Below are 15,413 nucleotides of genomic sequence, written 5' to 3'. Positions count from 1 at the left end.
CCATCAGGAATATCGTTGGTTGATGGGATCAGTATTGATGTGTGTATGTGCGAAGTAAATTTGCGAAAATCCAAATAGTATGTGCAATAATGCGAATGAGCAGAAGGCGCGTTCGGAGGATTGCACATGCTGGAATGGGATGATTTGAAACTGGTGCTGGCGGTGGGGTGGGCGCGCAGCATCACGCAGGCGGCCAGACAGACCGGCATTCACCATTCCACGCTGTTTCGCCGCATGGCTGATATTGAAAGTCGCATCGGTACCAAGCTGTTTGAGCGGCAACAGGGTGACTATCAACCAACGCCAGCGGGATTGGCGGCCATCGAAACCGCGGAAAAGCTTGAAGCCGAAATGGCCATACTTGCCCGAACCCTGGCCGGACAGGATATCCGGCCAACCGGCACGCTACGCCTGACCACAACCGATACGTTGCTTCATGCCGTGCTGGCAGATGATCTTGCGGCGTTTGCGCAGGCCTATCCAGAAATCACCGTGCAGGTCGTGACCGACAACCGGTTTTATGATCTTAACCGCCATGATGCCGATATCGCCATCCGGCCCAGCAATGCACCCAATGAAAATCTGGTCGGGCGGCAAATTGCCCCGATCCGGTCGGTGGTTTGTGCGGCAAAGGGCATGGGTGATCCCAAAAATGGCGGCGGACCATGGATCACCTGTGATGAAAGCCTTGCCCATATCAAGGCCGCCCAGTGGCGCGACAAACATTTTCACGATCAGCATGTCGCGATGCGCAGCAATTCACTTTTGAATGTGGCGCGGCTGGTCAATGCCGGGGCGGGTTATGCGGTGCTGCCGATGTTTCTTGCCGAGGCATTTGACAATATCGCGGTCCTTGGTGATGCGATTGAGGGGCTTGATAATGATCTTTGGATGCTGATGCACCGCGATCTCCGGGCGGTTCCGCGCGTTCGGGCCTTCAATGATTTTATGTTTCCGAGGCTTAAGGCCAAATCCGCCATGTTTGCCGGCGCTTGAGTGCGCAAAGAAAAAGCCGGGTTTCCCCGGCTTTTGTGCAGTTGAATATCGGTAAGAAGAATGATCAGGATTTGACCATTTCCCAGCTGCCGGTTTTGGCAGAGCGGGCAAACGCATCCAAAATCTGCATATTGGCAATTGCGTCTTCAATCGGATAATCGACCGGGCTTTCGCCGGCAAATATCGCGGTGGCTGCCTCACCCTGCAGGGTGTAGTGGTTACAAATCGGAAATTTGATTTCGCGTGCTTCGTCAAAGCCTGGTTGTTTCTGGCCCGCGACGCGAATCAGGGCTTCGTTTTCCGGCACAGGATTGAACGGCATCAGGATTTCAATCCGGCCCTCGGTGCCCAGAATATGCACACGCTGTACGGCGGCCGACTGGGTGCCGCAAACAAAGCTTGCCTGCAGGCCGGATCCGAAATCAAGCATGCCAGATACCAAACGGTCGGTTCCGAATTTCGGGTCCTTGTCCATCAGCGACACCACGCGGACGGGTTCCTTGCCGGTGATAAAGCGCGGTCCGACAATGCAATAGCACCCGATATCAAGCAATCCGCCGCCGCCAATGTCCTTTTTATTGCGGACATTGTTCGGATCGGCATTGAAATAGGTAAAGATGCTTTGCACCGTGGTGAGCGTGCCGATCTGACCACTTTCAACGATCTTGCGCGCTTCAAGCCATTGCGGATGATGGCGGACCATAAAGGCCTCAAGCACCTGCTTGCCGCTTTTGTCGCGGGCGCTAATCAGGCGTTTGGCATCTTCGGTATCAAGGCCGATCGGCTTTTCACACAGCACATGCTTTCCGGCCTCAAGCGCCTTGATCGTCCATTCGACATGCAAATGGTTGGGCAGGGGATTATAGATCGCCTCGATTGACGGATCAGCCAGCAGTTCTTCATACGAACCATAGGCGCGCGGAATGCGCATGTTTTCTGCGACCTCACGGGTCTTTTCAAGATCACGACCGGCAATCGCCAGGATTTCAAGCTGATCGCTTTCCTGCATGGCCGGGATGACCTTTTCCGTGCCGATCTTGGCGGTGCTAAGGATGCCCCACTTCATTCCGATACTCCGTCTGTTTTTCTATTATTTGGCCGTTTCCATGCCAAGACAGGCAAGCAACCCTTTATATATGGTGTCTTGGTAACCTGCATTTGCGGCAATAGCCTGTTATTGAACTGAACTAATTAAGTCATTTGTCTTCACATGCAAGTTGCTCTGACGGGTAGGAGGCGGGATTTGTGTTATCAATGCTGCGTGTTTGATCGTCACAGAATGCTCAAGCCCGCAAAAATCGGTGCTTTGAACAACTTGGCGGAAATCGGGCTAAAAAATTGAAAATATGCGCTTGACGTTGGGGGCCTCGGGCCATATAAACCGCGCCACACGATGGCGGGTGTAGCTCAGGTGGTTAGAGCACCAGTTTGTGGCACTGGGGGCCGTGGGTTCAAGTCCCATCACTCGCCCCATTTGTGAAAAGGTCAGGCAGAAATGCCTGGCCTTTTGTCTTTTGCGCGCCTTTTTGCCGCTGCCCCGGTTGCCTTTGGCGGGTGATCGACTAGACTGCCCGAAAATATCAATGTTCGGGGCGATATGGGGCGCCATGGCGAAGCTCAAAGTTGATCAGGCAATGAAGCGCGCAAAGGCGCATATGCGCAAAGGCGAAATGGCCGAGGCGCGCGCACTGTACGAAGCCATCCTTGCCGATTATCCCAAAAACGAGCGGGTCAAAACGGCCCTTGCCGAACTCAGCGGTCCGGTCAAGGTTGCGGCGCCTGTAAAGGGGGCTGCGTCCGGTGCGACCGAACCACCGGCGGAGGTTTTTGCCAAACTTTCGCAAGCTTATCAGGCCGGTCGTTTGCAAGATGTGCACGCCATGACAGGCCAGCTTCTGGGCCAGTATGGCAATTCCGGCAAGCTTTGGAACTTCCGCGCCGCAGTCAGCAGCAATCTGAACCTGCTTTCCGATGCCGAGCAGGCCTTGCGAAACGTTGTCCGCCTACAGCCCGATATGGTGGCGGCCAAAAGCAACCTTGGGGTCATTCTGGAACGTCTGGGCAAACTGGATGAGGCAGAGGAATGCTATCGCGCGGTGATCGCGCGCACCCCCGATTTCGCCGAGGCGCATAACAATCTTGGCAATATCCTTAAGAGTGCCGGCAAGCTTGCAGAGGCGCAAGCCTGTTACCTGAATGCGATTGCGCGCAAACCCGACTATGTCGACGCGCACTATAACCTTGCCAATACGCTGCGCGAACGTGACCTGCTTGAGGACGCGAAGCAGCAATATTTCAAGACGCTTAAGCTTCAACCGAAATTGGCCGAGGCCTGGTACGGGCTTGGTCAAACCATGGCCGCCCTTAAATCCCTGCCAGAGGCGGTCGAGGCCTATCAACGCGCACTTGCGGTCAAGCCGGGCTACGTCCCGGCCATGGTCGAACAACTGCGCGACCAAAGCCACCTGTGCGACTGGCGGGCCTGTGATCTGTTTGCGCAACATGCCACTCAGCTTGGCATCACGGGCGATGCGGCCCTGCCATTTCCGCTTTTGCCGTTTGAAGATAATCCGGCGCATCAGCTTGCCCGGTCGCGCAACTTTGCCAAAAGCCTGTTGCCGCCAGCAGCCCCGGTTTCAACGATCAAGCCAACGTCGCCAGAGGGCCGCAGAATCCGGCTTGGCTATTTCTCGGCCGATTTTCATGATCATGCGACCATGTTTCTGATGGCAGGCATTTTGCGCCATCATGACAGATCAAAGTTCGAAATCTTCGTGTTCAGCTATGGCAAGAACAAGGATGGTGCGCAGCGTGATCAGGTGCTTGATAACGTTGATCAGTTCTTTGATGTGCGCGATATGTCCGACAGTGATCTGATCACGCTTGCGCGGGCGCAAAACCTTGATATCGCCATTGATCTAAAGGGCTATACCCGCGACAGCCGGCTGGAGCCGTTTGCCGCCCGTCTGGCACCACTGCAAATCAGTTATCTTGGCTATCCCGGCACGCTTGGATGCGATTTCATCGACTATATCGTTGCCGACCCGGTGGTCATTCCGCCCGAACAGCGCGGCGGTTATCACGAGAAGATCATCTATCTTCCCGACTGTTATCAGCCCAATGACAATACCCGCGAAATTTCGACAAAGGCGATGACACGGGCCGAGCTTGGCCTGCCCGAAGATGGCATTGTGTTTTGTTGTCTCAACAACAATTACAAAATCATGCCAACCGAATTTGCCATCTGGATGCGGGTGATGGCGAAGGTGGAGGGCAGCGTGCTCTGGCTTTGGTGCAATAATGATGTCGCCAAGGCGAACCTGAGTGCGGCGGCGGAAAAGCAGGGTATCTCGGGTGACCGTCTGATCTTTGCCGGCTATATGCCGCAATCCAAACATCTGGCGCGCTTGCGTCATGCCGATCTGTTTATCGATACCTTCAATGTCAACGCCCATACGACCGCCAGCGACGCGCTTTGGGCCGGATTGCCGGTGGTGACACTGGCCGGCAAACAGTTCGCCGCCCGTGTTGCGGCCAGCCTGCTGTCGGCTGTCGGCCTGCCGGAACTGATCACGGATACACCCGCGGCCTATGAGGAACTCATCCTCAAGCTCGCGCAAAATCCCGACATGCTGTCCGATATCCGCACCAAACTTGCCGCCAATCGCCAGACCAAAGCGCTATTTGATACCGAAGGCTACACGCGCGGGTTTGAGCAGGGGCTGGAGCGTGCTTTTGCGCAAAGACTTGCTGGTGAAGCATTTTCGGATATTGCCGTAAGTGTCTAGCACCTGACCCTGGCTCCTGACCGGGGGCTTTCCCGATTGTGATCCGATGTCACATTCCTGACGAATTAATTCCAGATAACAGATGCGTCTTCTGGCTTGCTTGGCTGGAAGGTTGAGTGTGCATGTGATCCCGACCGCCAAGGACAGATAGATATGACGAGCGAAAGACCCCTTCCGATGCTGACCCGCCGTGCCTTCTCAGTGACCCTTCTGGGTGCTGCAGCCGTTCCTTTTGCGGGCAGGGCCTTCGCGCAAACGCCCTCAGACATCCGGTCGCGAATTGCGAATATGTCCCAGCTTCATGCAATCATGGTTCAGCGCGGTGACGATATCATTGTTGCCGAAGCACCGCGCGGGCCGGGCCTGGATCGGGTTGCGAACATCAAGTCCTGCTCGAAAAGCATCATCGGCCTGCTGACGGGCAACGCGATCGCGGAAGGCGCAATTCCCTCAGTCAACGCCACCATCGGTGAAATCGCGCCGTCTATCATTCCAAGCGATGCCACCCCCGGTGTGGAAGATCTGACCATCGAAGATCTGGTGACGCTCCGGGCGGGGCTTGAGGGCACATCAGGGCGTAACTACGGCGCTTGGGTCAATTCCGATAACTGGGTGTCCTTTGCGCTGCGCCGGCCGATGGTCGCTAGCCCGGGAGGGCGGATGATCTATTCCACCGGTACGACGCATATCCTTGGTGCCGTGCTGACGGTTGCGACAAGAAAAAGCCTGCTGGAACAAGCGCGCGATGTCCTTGGTCGGCCGCTCGGCATTGAAATTCCATCTTGGACACAGGACCCGCAAGGCTATTATTTCGGCGGGAACCAGATGGCAATGACCCCGCGCGGGATGTTGCGCATTGCGACCCTGATGCGGGATCAAGGCCGGTTCGATGGCGACCAGATCATTCCGGCCGACTGGATAGACCAATCAACCCAAGCCCACACGCGATCACCTTATTCGGGGCTCGCGTATGGCTATGGCTGGTTCCTGAGCCGCAGCGGCTTCGTCATCGCACGCGGCTATGGCGGCCAGATCATCGCGGCACATCCGGAAAAGGACCTTGCGGTGGCCATCACCTCTGATCCGACGTCGCCCGCACGATCTGGCGGATATTTTGGGCAACTGATGGATCTGCTTGAGGGGCCGGTGCTTTCGCTGGCCTGATGACTGCGGCACAGAGCATCTAAAAATGACAGGCAGAAATGCCTAGCCCTTTTGCTTCTTCTAAGTGTCTGAAATGCAGTTTGGCTCGCGTAAGCAACCTAATCGCTCTAATCGCTGCTATCTTGCGGTTCAATCGCTGCGTTGAATGTGTCGCGGTCAAAGAAATTATTCTTGTTGTCCTTATTGTAGTAATACTCGTCGTCGTCTGTTTGGCGGGTAATGTTCCCGCCATTTGCTAGATCGAGTTTTTCGCCTTCGTCTAGGTTCGGAATGGCTTCGACTTCGTCGTCAGTAAGCGAGATGACGATTTTCAGGTTGTCGGTGTTTGTAATTGTATAATAGGCCACAGTCGGTTCTCCTGCTTTATTAAATGTGGACGTACCGCTGACGTGCTAGCGTCTTTGCTGTGAAACATTTGATCAGGGCACAGCGTGGTGCGGAGTTTGACATTTCCAACCGGTGGTCAATCTGCTAGGTAACGCTCCATATTTCCCAAACGGGTTCATTGCTTGCCAGGAGATCGCCGCATGTCGACCAATCGCATTACCCTTCGCCGTCCTGATGACTGGCATTTGCATTTGCGTGATGGCGAGATGTTGAAAGGTGTGATTGGCGAGACGTCGGAGCATTTTGCCCGTGCGATCATCATGCCCAATCTGGTGCCGCCGGTGGTCAAGACCGCCGATGCCGTGGCCTATCGCGACCGGATTACGGCCGCCATCCCGTCGGGTCATGATTTTACGCCGCTGATGACGTTGTATCTGACCGAGGGTAGCAATCCAGATGATATCGAGGAAGGTTACAAGGCCGGGGTGATCACGGCACTGAAGCTTTATCCGGCCGGGGCGACGACCAACTCGGACAGTGGTGTGCGCAATTTCGATAATGCCATGCCAGCACTGGAGCGGATGGCCGAGCTTGGTATTCCGCTGTGTGTACACGGCGAAGTCACCGATCCGGAAATCGATATCTTTGACCGTGAAGCGGTGTTTATCGACCGGGTTCTCGATCCGCTGCGCAAGCGGTTGCCGGAACTGCGTGTGGTGATGGAGCACATCACCACCGAAGACGGTGTCGAGTATGTCAAAGCCAATGACAAGAATTTGGGCGCGACGATCACGACGCACCACTTGATCATTAACCGCAACGCCATTCTGGTCGGCGGCATTCATCCACATATGTATTGCCTGCCGGTGGCCAAGCGTGAAAAGCACCGCCTGGCGCTGCGGGCGGCGGCCACATCGGGTGATGTGCGCTTCTTCCTGGGCACAGACTCAGCACCACATACCGACGAGCGCAAGGAAAGCCCGTGTGGCTGTGCCGGGATATTTACCGCCAATAACACTGTGCAGCTTTTGGCGCATGTGTTTGAGGAAGAAGGGGCGCTCGACAAGCTTGAAGGCTTTGCGTCGATACATGGGCCGCAATATTACGGCCTGCCGATCAATGGCGATCAGATCACGCTGGAAAAACGGGCGGAACCGGCCAAGTTCGCCGAGAAGATCGAAACCGGCGAAGGTCCGGTAACGGTGTTTAGTCCGGGCTTTGATGTGTTCTGGCATTACGCCTAAGCGTAACCGCACGACACAATAAAAGCGGCTCCATTGGGGCCGCTTTTTTCATGGATGTTGGTCATTCCGGACGGCGCAGAGCGTCGGGCTGGAATCTCTATGTCATGGCTGATAATGGATTCCCGTACCCGCCTTCGCGGGTACAGGCTCTGCGCAGGAATGACGGAGCGGGATCTGCCTAGCCGCTGAGATCGACTTTGCCCGGCGCAGCATTAAGGCCAAGGGCCATGCGATAGCTTTCTGCCGCGGCACTGGCTTGTGAGGCGATCATTGCCGAGATGTTCTTTGATGCGCCTTTGGCGACATTGAAATCAGCCGCCGAACTTCCGGGCACCGATGCCGCACGCGATATGGCAGCCTGATTGGCGATGGCGGCCACACCATCAAGCCCCTGAATGGGGCGGATGCTGACTTTGCCGCCGGTGGCATAAAGCCGCCCGTCGGGGCCTGCGGTATAGCTATAGCTGATCATGCCGGCATTGGCCCCGGCAAGTGTTTGGTGGCTTTCTTCCTCTGTCCGGACAATCGCATCACGGGCACTGAGTTCGCGCACAATCTCGCGCTCCGACGCGGTCAGGAGGGCCGGGTTTGAGGTGGGTTGACGTGCATTTTCCGGGGTGGCTTCGCGTTCTTCCTGCTGGCGCTGTGTCGGGCTTTGGGTGTTCGCATCGTCTGGCGCGGCACCATTGATATCGCGCGGATCAAGCTGTTGGATGATCGTAACCACCGAGGCCGCACTGTTGACCGGTGCGGATTGCGCAGGCGCCGGTGATGGTGGCGGTGCCGGTTGGCGGTCGCCTGTGCTGGAGGATTGCGACGGGTTTGCTTGTTCGGTCCGTGCCGAAGGCCCGGTTGCCGGAGCTTGTGTGGCGGCGATGGTGCTCGAAAGCGGGACAAGTGCCACGGCGGCCGGCAGTGTTTGCGGCGCAGACGCAACTGTTCCGCCCGACCCGTTGGTCGGCGGTTGGCTCCCGGAGCCGAGCAGGGCGCGTGTGGCAATAATCTGACCAAGTTGCCCGCCACTGCCGGGGATAACCTGTATTGCACCTGCCTGTATCATAACGCGCAGTATAACCCAACTTGGGGTTAGATGTATATAAGCCGATCAAGGGGATGATAGGGCGATATGATAGTGATCACGCTGGTTTGATGCGCCAGTTTCGCCCGCAGCGGGTAAGGTGGGATCAAATCTGTTGAAATCTGGTTTGGTGATCATGCGTGCGTTAAGTGTTGCCCTGTCTTTTTTGCTGATTGCTGTCGCGGTTGTTGTACCGGTGCGCCCCGTGCACGCTGCGCCGGATGCCGATTTATGGCTGGATTGGCAGGCCCATGACCCACAAAGTTCGGTCGAGATTGACCATGGCGATTGGCAGTCGGTGCTGGATCGCTATGTCACCCATCATGAGCCGGGGGTGACCAGCTTTGATTATGCAGCGGCCAGTCGTGATGGCGGGGCAGGGATGGTCGCGGGTTATGTTGATGCCATGACCAAGGTCAACGTCGATGCGCTTAACCGCGATCAACAATTTGCCTATTGGGTGAACCTGTATAATGCGCTGACCGTTAAGGTGGTTCTGGACCATTATCCGGTCGAAAGCATCCGCGATATCGATATCTCGCCGGGGCTGTTTTCATCGTTGCTGTCTTCTGGCCCATGGGGCAAGAAGCTGATCACGGTCGAGGGCAGGACGCTTAGCCTCAATGATATCGAACACCGCATCCTGCGCCCGATCTGGCGCGATGCACGCATTCATTATGTCGTCAATTGTGCCTCCATCGGTTGCCCGGCATTGGCACCGGATGTCTTTGATGCGGACAAACTGGAAGCGCAGCTTGATCAGGCGGCGCGTGATTTCATCAATCATCCGCGTGCGGTGCGCATCAATGCCGATGGCGGCCTTGTGCTTTCAAGCTTGTATGACTGGTATCGGGATGATTTCGGGAAAAGCGATGCGGAATTCATCGCGCATCTGAGGAAATTCGCCGGGCCGGAGCTGACGAAAGCTCTGGGCGATATCACGGAATTTGATATCGCCGACTATGAATATGACTGGGCGTTGAACACCCGATAGCACCGGCCAAGGTGGGCAGGTGCGTTACGCCGCCGTGTTGTGTAGCCCTGGTTTAACCGGATTGGTCGTTGCCCATGCGTCGGCATGTGCGTCCTCAACCGGATTTTCTGGCCGATTCTGATTTACCTGCTCGATCGTGTGACGAACATCACTGGCAGAGACGCCGTCATAGCGCATTAATGTCTGAACGATCGGGTCGGCAAGCATGTCTTCGACCGTCAATTCCTGATCAACATAACTCATCATCTCATATCCCGATTTTTTTGTTATGCGTAATGTAATGCAATTGCAATTCATTCGCAACAAATATTCTATAGTCGATGGTGACTTTTTTTCATTTTTATCTCTGAAACGCTTTGATCTGCCTTAAGGCAGGGCATCTATGCGAGAATTTCGCAAACTGCATTCAGCGGCCTGCAGCGTGCTGTTATTGGGGCAAAATCTGTGAAAAGGTATTTCCTTGATTAAAAAGCGTATGGGTCTTAACGCTTGATCTGGTCTGTTCGTGATCGCGATAAGGCCCAATAAGTATGGCAAAAATGGGCTGATAAAATGAAACGTCCGGGAATTCGTGAATACGGCTTGCTGTTGCTGCTGGCTTTGATGTGGGGAAGTTCGTTCACCTTCATCAAAATCGGCGTGCATGCCTATTCGCCGCTGGTGGTGGCCTGTGGCCGTCTGTCCTTTGCCGCCCTTGTCCTGTGGTGTTTCGCAGCTATTCGTAAATCCGAACTGCCCAAGGGGCGGGGTGCCTGGATTTCGACCTTTATGGTGGCGCTGATTGGCAATGCCATTCCGTTCTTTTTGATCAGTTTTGGCGAAACACAGGTCGATGCCGGATTGGCTGCGATCCTGATGTCGACCGTGCCACTAACCACGGTGGTGCTGGCGCATTTCTTTACCCATGATGAAAAGCTTTCGACCGGCAAGGTCGTCGGGGTGATTTTGGGAACGATTGGCGTGATTGTTCTGGTCGGGCCGGAAACACTTTCCGGGCTGGGGGGAGAATTCCTGTTTCAGTTGGCCATTCTGGTTGCAGCAATCGGTTATGCGATCTCATCGCTTGTCGCGCGCAATCTGCGTGATCAGCCACGCATCGGATCGACGGCCGTGATCCTGACATTTGCCGCCTTGATGCTGATGCCCTTTACCCTGATTGTCGATCAGCCCTGGACAATGGATTGGGACCCTGAAGGGGCACTTGCCATCATGTATCTCGGCATGTTTCCGACTGGCATTGCCATGTTCCTGATTTTGCAACTGATTGCGGTGGCCGGGGCCAGCTTCCTTGTGTTTAACAATTATCTGGTGCCAGCCGTTGGTGTGGTCATCAGTTTTATTGTGCTGGGCGAAGTGCCCCAGCCCAACGCATTGATTGCCCTGGCGGTCATTCTGGGCGGGATTGCCGCATCACAGATGCGTTTTGGCCGCAAACCGAAGGATGTTGATGGGCCGGTTTTGAAGTCTGATCCGATGACACCGGTGATGGAAGTTCCCAAAGGCGACAAATCGGGCGGAAAGTGACGGTTTTATAAGTTGGAAAAACCGCGAATTTTCGCGAAATTTTGAACTTTATTGCCCAACCTTGCGCGATAGGATTTGTCAATATTGTTTGTGCGGGACAAACCTGATACTTTCCGCCTTTCTGGTCCGGCATGTGCCTTCAAATAGGTGTATGTCACGCCGATTGAATCATTTCTGATCAAGCGTTTAAGAGGTCACGGCCTTTGTCCACCAAAGAGACCAATCCCGAGAACCGCGATATCTTCCCGGTTTCCATCGAACAAGAAATGCGCCGCAGCTACCTCGATTACGCGATGAGCGTGATCGTCAGCCGCGCACTGCCTGACGTCCGAGACGGTTTGAAGCCGGTACATCGTCGTATTCTGTACGCCATGCACGAGAACGGGTTTGAATATAACAAGCCGTTCCGCAAATCGGCCCGTGTGGTCGGGGACGTGATGGGTAAATATCACCCGCACGGCGACAGCGCGATTTACGATGCCATGGTCCGTATGGCGCAGAATTTCTCTATGCGCCTGCAACTGATTGACGGGCAGGGCAACTTCGGGTCCATGGATGGCGACAAGGCCGCCGCCATGCGTTACACCGAGGCCCGCATGGCCAAGGCCGCGCACTTCCTTCTGGATGATATCGACAAGGATACGATTGATTTCCGCGATAACTATGACGAAACCACCAAGGAACCGTCCGTTATCCCGGCCCGTTTCCCCAACATGCTGGTCAACGGTGCCGGTGGTATTGCGGTTGGTATGGCAACCAACATTCCGCCGCACAACCTTGGCGAAGTCATTGATGGCTGCATGGCCTATGTCGATGATCCCAATATTTCCGTCGAAGGTCTGATGGAATTTGTCCACGGTCCGGATTTCCCGACCGGTGGCCTTATCCTTGGCCGTTCGGGCATCCATTCGGCATTCAAGACCGGTCGTGGTTCTGTCGTCATGCGGGCACGTACCCATGTCGAGGAAATCCGTGCCAACCGCGAAGCCATCATCGTGACCGAAGTTCCCTATCAGGTGAACAAGGCCACCCTGATGGAAAAGATCGCCGAACTGGTCCGTGACAAGAAGCTTGAAGGCATTTCCGATCTGCGTGACGAGTCTGACCGTTCGGGCGTGCGCATGGTGATCGAGCTTAAGCGTGATGCCAATGCCGACGTCGTCCTGAACCAGCTGTTCCGCTTTACTGCGCTTCAGACCTCGTTCGGTGTCAACATGCTGGCGCTGAACCGTGGCAAGCCGGAACTGATGAACCTGAAGGAAATCATTCAGGCCTTCGTCGAATTCCGCGAAGAAGTCATTACCCGTCGTACCATCCACCTTCTGAAAAAGGCGCGTGATCGTGCCCATGTCGTGGTGGGTCTGGGTATTGCGGTATCGAATATCGACGAAGTTATCAAACTGATCCGTAATGCAGCCGATCCGACTGTTGCGCGTGAACAGCTGATGGAACGTGATTGGGCAGCGGGCGATATCGTTCCGCTGATCGAACTGATTGCCGATCCGAACCAGGTTGGTTCAACTGATGGCATGTATCGCCTGTCCGAAGCACAGGCACGTGCAATCCTTGAACTGCGTCTGCATCGCCTGACCGGTCTCGAACGCGACAAGATCGCGGGCGAATTGACCGAGTTGGGTGAGAAGATCAAGGACTTCCTTGATATCCTTGCCTCGCGTGAGCGCAAGCTGACGATCCTCAAGGATGAACTGACCGAAATGCGCAATGAATTCGCCGACCCGCGTCGCAGCGAAATTCAGGAAGCAGAATTCGAACATGACATCGAAGACCTGATTGCCCGTGAAGACATGGTCGTGACCGTGTCGCACAGCGGCTATATCCAGCGTGTTCCGCTGTCGACCTATCGCGCACAGCGTCGCGGTGGTAAAGGCCGTTCGGGCATGGCAACCCGCGAGGAAGATTTCGTATCCAAGCTGTTTGTTGCCAATACCCACACCCCGGTTCTGTTCTTCAGCTCCGAGGGGATGGTCTACAAGATGAAGGTCTGGCGCCTGCCGATGGGGACGCCGCAATCGCGCGGCAAGGCGCTTGTGAACCTGTTGCCGCTGTCAGAAGGCGAATATATCACCACGGTCTTGCCGCTTCCCGATGAGGAAGAATGGCCGAACCTGCATGTGATGTTTGCCACCTCGACCGGTAACGTCCGCCGTAACAGCCTTGCCGATTTCGTGAATGTGAAATCAAACGGCAAGATCGCCATGAAGCTTGAAGAAGAACGTGGTGACAAGCTGATCGCGGTTCAGACCTGTACCGATGATGACGACATCCTTCTGACAACCCGTCAGGGCAAGTGCATTCGTTTCCGTGTCGGTGACGTACGCGTCTTTACCGGCCGTAATTCGGTTGGTGTGCGTGGCATCCGTCTGGCCGATCAGGACGAAGTCATCGCGATGTCGGTTCTGTTTGGCAACCATGTTTCGATGGAAGAGCGCGGTGAATACCTTTCTATCACCGGCAAGTTGCGTCGCGAGGAAATCACGGCTGATAACCTTCCGCTCGAACTGCTGTCCGAAGAACGCTATCAGGAAATTCTCGCTGGCGATCAGATGATCCTGTCGGTCACGGAAAACGGTTATGGCAAACGGACGTCTGCCTATGAATATCGTGTGACCGGCCGTGGTGGTCAGGGCTTTGCCAATATCGAGATGTCGGAACGTAACGGTAACGTCGCTGCGTCCTTCGTGATCGAAGAAGGCGACGAGCTGATGATGGTCACCAATGGTGGCAAGGTCATCCGTATGCCGACCCATGACATCCGTATTGCCGGGCGTAAGACCCAGGGTGTGACGCTGTTCCGTACTGCCGAAGACGAACAGGTCGTCGCAGTCGAACGTCTGTCAAACCTTGGTGATGAAGATGATGAGATCATCGATGGCGAGGAAGGTGTGATCGAGGGTGCCGAAGGTGCCGTTGAAACCGCCGACCAGGCCCCGGAGGCATCTGATGAAGATGCGGCTGAGGCACCGGCATCTGATGAAGCGGACCGCGACGAATAACGGGAAGTTCGATGACTGAAACGTCTTCTACCGTATCGCGTATCGGGATTTATCCGGGCACCTTTGATCCGGTAACCCAGGGGCATATGGATATCATTCGTCGTGCGACCCGGATCGTCGATCAACTGATTGTCGGCGTTGCGATCAACGCCGGCAAAGGTCCGATGTTCGGGGTCGATGAACGCTGTGCACTGGTTGAAGGTGCACTCAAGGCTGCGGGCGGTGAAGTTGCCGCCCGTACCTCAGTTAAGCCATTTTCATCGCTTCTGATGCAGTTTGCCCAGGAAAACGGATCCAGCACGATTATCCGTGGTCTTCGGGCGGTATCGGACTTTGAGTATGAATTCCAGATGGCCGGGATGAACGCCCGGCTGTCGCCGGAAGTTGAAACCGTCTTTTTGATGGCATCGGACAAACAACAGTTTGTCTCTTCGCGTTTTGTGAAGGAAATCGCCCGTCTGGGCGGGAATGTCACTGAATTTGTGCCGGCAAACGTGCTGAAACGGCTGCACGAAAAGCTGGCAGAAGAAAAGGAATAACGCAGGCCATGCGTCTTTTTCGTCTATTTTCAATTATCGCTCTCGTACTAGGATTTATCACCATGTCCAATGGAAACGACGCTGTCGCTCAGGATCTGGAAAACACGCTTTATCTTGACCTGAAAGATGGCCGCGTTGTGATCCAGCTTCGCCCGGATCTGGCACCGAAACATGTTGCCCGGATCAAGGAACTCACCCGTGAAGGCTTTTACGATGGGCTGAAATTCCATCGTGTGATCGAAGGTTTCATGGCGCAGACCGGTGATCCCAAAGGCAACGGAACCGGTGGTTCCGGCCAGAAACTTGATGCCGAGTTCTCAAATGAACGTCACGTTCGCGGCACCGTTTCCATGGCGCGTTCGGCCAATCCGAACAGTGCGGATTCCCAGTTCTTCATCGTCTTTGCCGATGCACCGCACCTTGATGGCCAGTACACCATCTGGGGCGAAGTGACTGAGGGCATGGAATATGTCGACATGATCAAAAAGGGTGCGCCCTGGGCCAATGGCAGCGTTGCCGACCCGGATCAGATCGTCAAAATGCAGGTTGCTGCCGACGCGCAATAATCGCGATATTTGAAGTATCGCAACCGAAAGCCGTCCCTTCATGGGGCGGCTTTCGCGTTTTTGGGGCTGAATGCGCAAAAAGAGCCAAAATATGGAAAACAGGTGTTGACCGATGCCGCCTGTGCCATTAAAACGCGCTTCACCAACCTTGAGGGCCCGTAGCTCAGTTGGTAGAGCAA

General features: G+C 55.2%; 13 protein-coding genes and 1 tRNA gene. 10 read left to right on the top strand and 4 right to left on the bottom strand.

What is annotated here, in order from left to right:
• The first annotated feature begins 126 nt into the window (after window positions 1-126).
• A complete protein-coding gene (locus TH4_RS19140) occupies window positions 127-996 on the top strand; it encodes a LysR family transcriptional regulator (protein ID WP_064782389.1) in 870 nt (289 codons plus the stop codon).
• A 64-nt stretch (window positions 997-1,060) separates the two neighbouring features.
• Here TH4_RS19140 and TH4_RS19135 read toward each other — a convergent pair whose 3' ends face one another.
• Entirely contained in the window at window positions 1,061-2,062 is a 1,002-nt protein-coding gene (locus tag TH4_RS19135) for a Gfo/Idh/MocA family protein (protein WP_064782388.1), read from the bottom strand.
• A 330-nt stretch (window positions 2,063-2,392) separates the two neighbouring features.
• On the opposite strand from TH4_RS19135, the gene TH4_RS19130 reads away from it, so the two are divergent.
• The 3 genes from TH4_RS19130 to TH4_RS19120 all read left to right on the top strand — a co-directional run bounded on the left by TH4_RS19130 (window position 2,393) and on the right by TH4_RS19120 (window position 5,948).
• Window positions 2,393-2,469: transfer RNA gene (locus tag TH4_RS19130), tRNA-His, on the top strand.
• Between the two features lie 134 nt (window positions 2,470-2,603).
• Window positions 2,604-4,784, top strand: a complete 2,181-nt coding sequence (locus tag TH4_RS19125) for an O-linked N-acetylglucosamine transferase family protein (protein ID WP_167351240.1) — start codon at window positions 2,604-2,606, stop codon at window positions 4,782-4,784.
• 153 nt (window positions 4,785-4,937) lie between these two features.
• The gene (locus TH4_RS19120; protein WP_245228015.1) at window positions 4,938-5,948 is read left to right on the top strand and encodes a serine hydrolase domain-containing protein; all 1,011 of its coding nucleotides are present in this window, start codon (window positions 4,938-4,940) and stop codon (window positions 5,946-5,948) included.
• A gap of 107 nt (window positions 5,949-6,055) precedes the next feature.
• Here the strand turns inward: TH4_RS19120 and TH4_RS19115 are convergent, their stop codons facing one another.
• The gene (locus TH4_RS19115; RefSeq protein WP_064782386.1) at window positions 6,056-6,295 is read right to left on the bottom strand and encodes a hypothetical protein; all 240 of its coding nucleotides are present in this window, start codon (window positions 6,293-6,295) and stop codon (window positions 6,056-6,058) included.
• Between the two features lie 180 nt (window positions 6,296-6,475).
• Between TH4_RS19115 and pyrC the strand changes: the two genes are divergently transcribed.
• A complete protein-coding gene (pyrC, locus tag TH4_RS19110) occupies window positions 6,476-7,519 on the top strand; it encodes a dihydroorotase (RefSeq protein ID WP_064782385.1) in 1,044 nt (347 codons plus the stop codon).
• A gap of 178 nt (window positions 7,520-7,697) precedes the next feature.
• Here the strand turns inward: pyrC and TH4_RS19105 are convergent, their stop codons facing one another.
• Window positions 7,698-8,579 carry a putative metalloprotease CJM1_0395 family protein gene (locus TH4_RS19105; protein ID WP_064782384.1) on the bottom strand — a complete coding sequence of 294 codons (882 nt, stop codon included), beginning with the start codon at window positions 8,577-8,579 and terminating at the stop codon, window positions 7,698-7,700.
• 133 nt (window positions 8,580-8,712) lie between these two features.
• Here TH4_RS19105 and TH4_RS19100 point away from each other — a divergent pair, with 133 nt between their 5' ends.
• A complete protein-coding gene (locus tag TH4_RS19100) occupies window positions 8,713-9,591 on the top strand; it encodes a DUF547 domain-containing protein (RefSeq protein WP_245228013.1) in 879 nt (292 codons plus the stop codon).
• Window positions 9,592-9,615: 24 nt separating this feature from the next.
• Here the strand turns inward: TH4_RS19100 and TH4_RS19095 are convergent, their stop codons facing one another.
• Window positions 9,616-9,837: a hypothetical protein gene (locus TH4_RS19095; protein WP_157097812.1), complete on the bottom strand. Its 222-nt coding sequence runs from the start codon at window positions 9,835-9,837 to the stop codon at window positions 9,616-9,618.
• Between the two features lie 306 nt (window positions 9,838-10,143).
• Between TH4_RS19095 and TH4_RS19090 the strand changes: the two genes are divergently transcribed.
• From TH4_RS19090 to TH4_RS19075, 4 genes are all read left to right on the top strand, one after another.
• Window positions 10,144-11,115, top strand: coding sequence for a DMT family transporter (locus TH4_RS19090; protein ID WP_064782383.1), 972 nt, complete (start codon window positions 10,144-10,146; stop codon window positions 11,113-11,115).
• Between the two features lie 203 nt (window positions 11,116-11,318).
• Window positions 11,319-14,129, top strand: coding sequence for a DNA gyrase subunit A (gene gyrA / locus TH4_RS19085; RefSeq protein WP_064782382.1), 2,811 nt, complete (start codon window positions 11,319-11,321; stop codon window positions 14,127-14,129).
• 11 nt (window positions 14,130-14,140) lie between these two features.
• Window positions 14,141-14,668: a pantetheine-phosphate adenylyltransferase gene (gene coaD / locus TH4_RS19080; protein WP_008890703.1), complete on the top strand. Its 528-nt coding sequence runs from the start codon at window positions 14,141-14,143 to the stop codon at window positions 14,666-14,668.
• Between the two features lie 62 nt (window positions 14,669-14,730).
• The gene (locus TH4_RS19075) at window positions 14,731-15,234 is read left to right on the top strand and encodes a peptidylprolyl isomerase (RefSeq protein ID WP_063088087.1); all 504 of its coding nucleotides are present in this window, start codon (window positions 14,731-14,733) and stop codon (window positions 15,232-15,234) included.
• The last annotated feature ends 179 nt before the right edge of the window (window positions 15,235-15,413 follow it).

The sequence above is a fragment of the Thalassospira tepidiphila MCCC 1A03514 genome, from assembly GCF_001662875.1.
Taxonomy (GTDB): domain Bacteria; phylum Pseudomonadota; class Alphaproteobacteria; order Rhodospirillales; family Thalassospiraceae; genus Thalassospira; species Thalassospira tepidiphila.
This window is presented reverse-complemented; position numbering and strand designations above follow the sequence as displayed.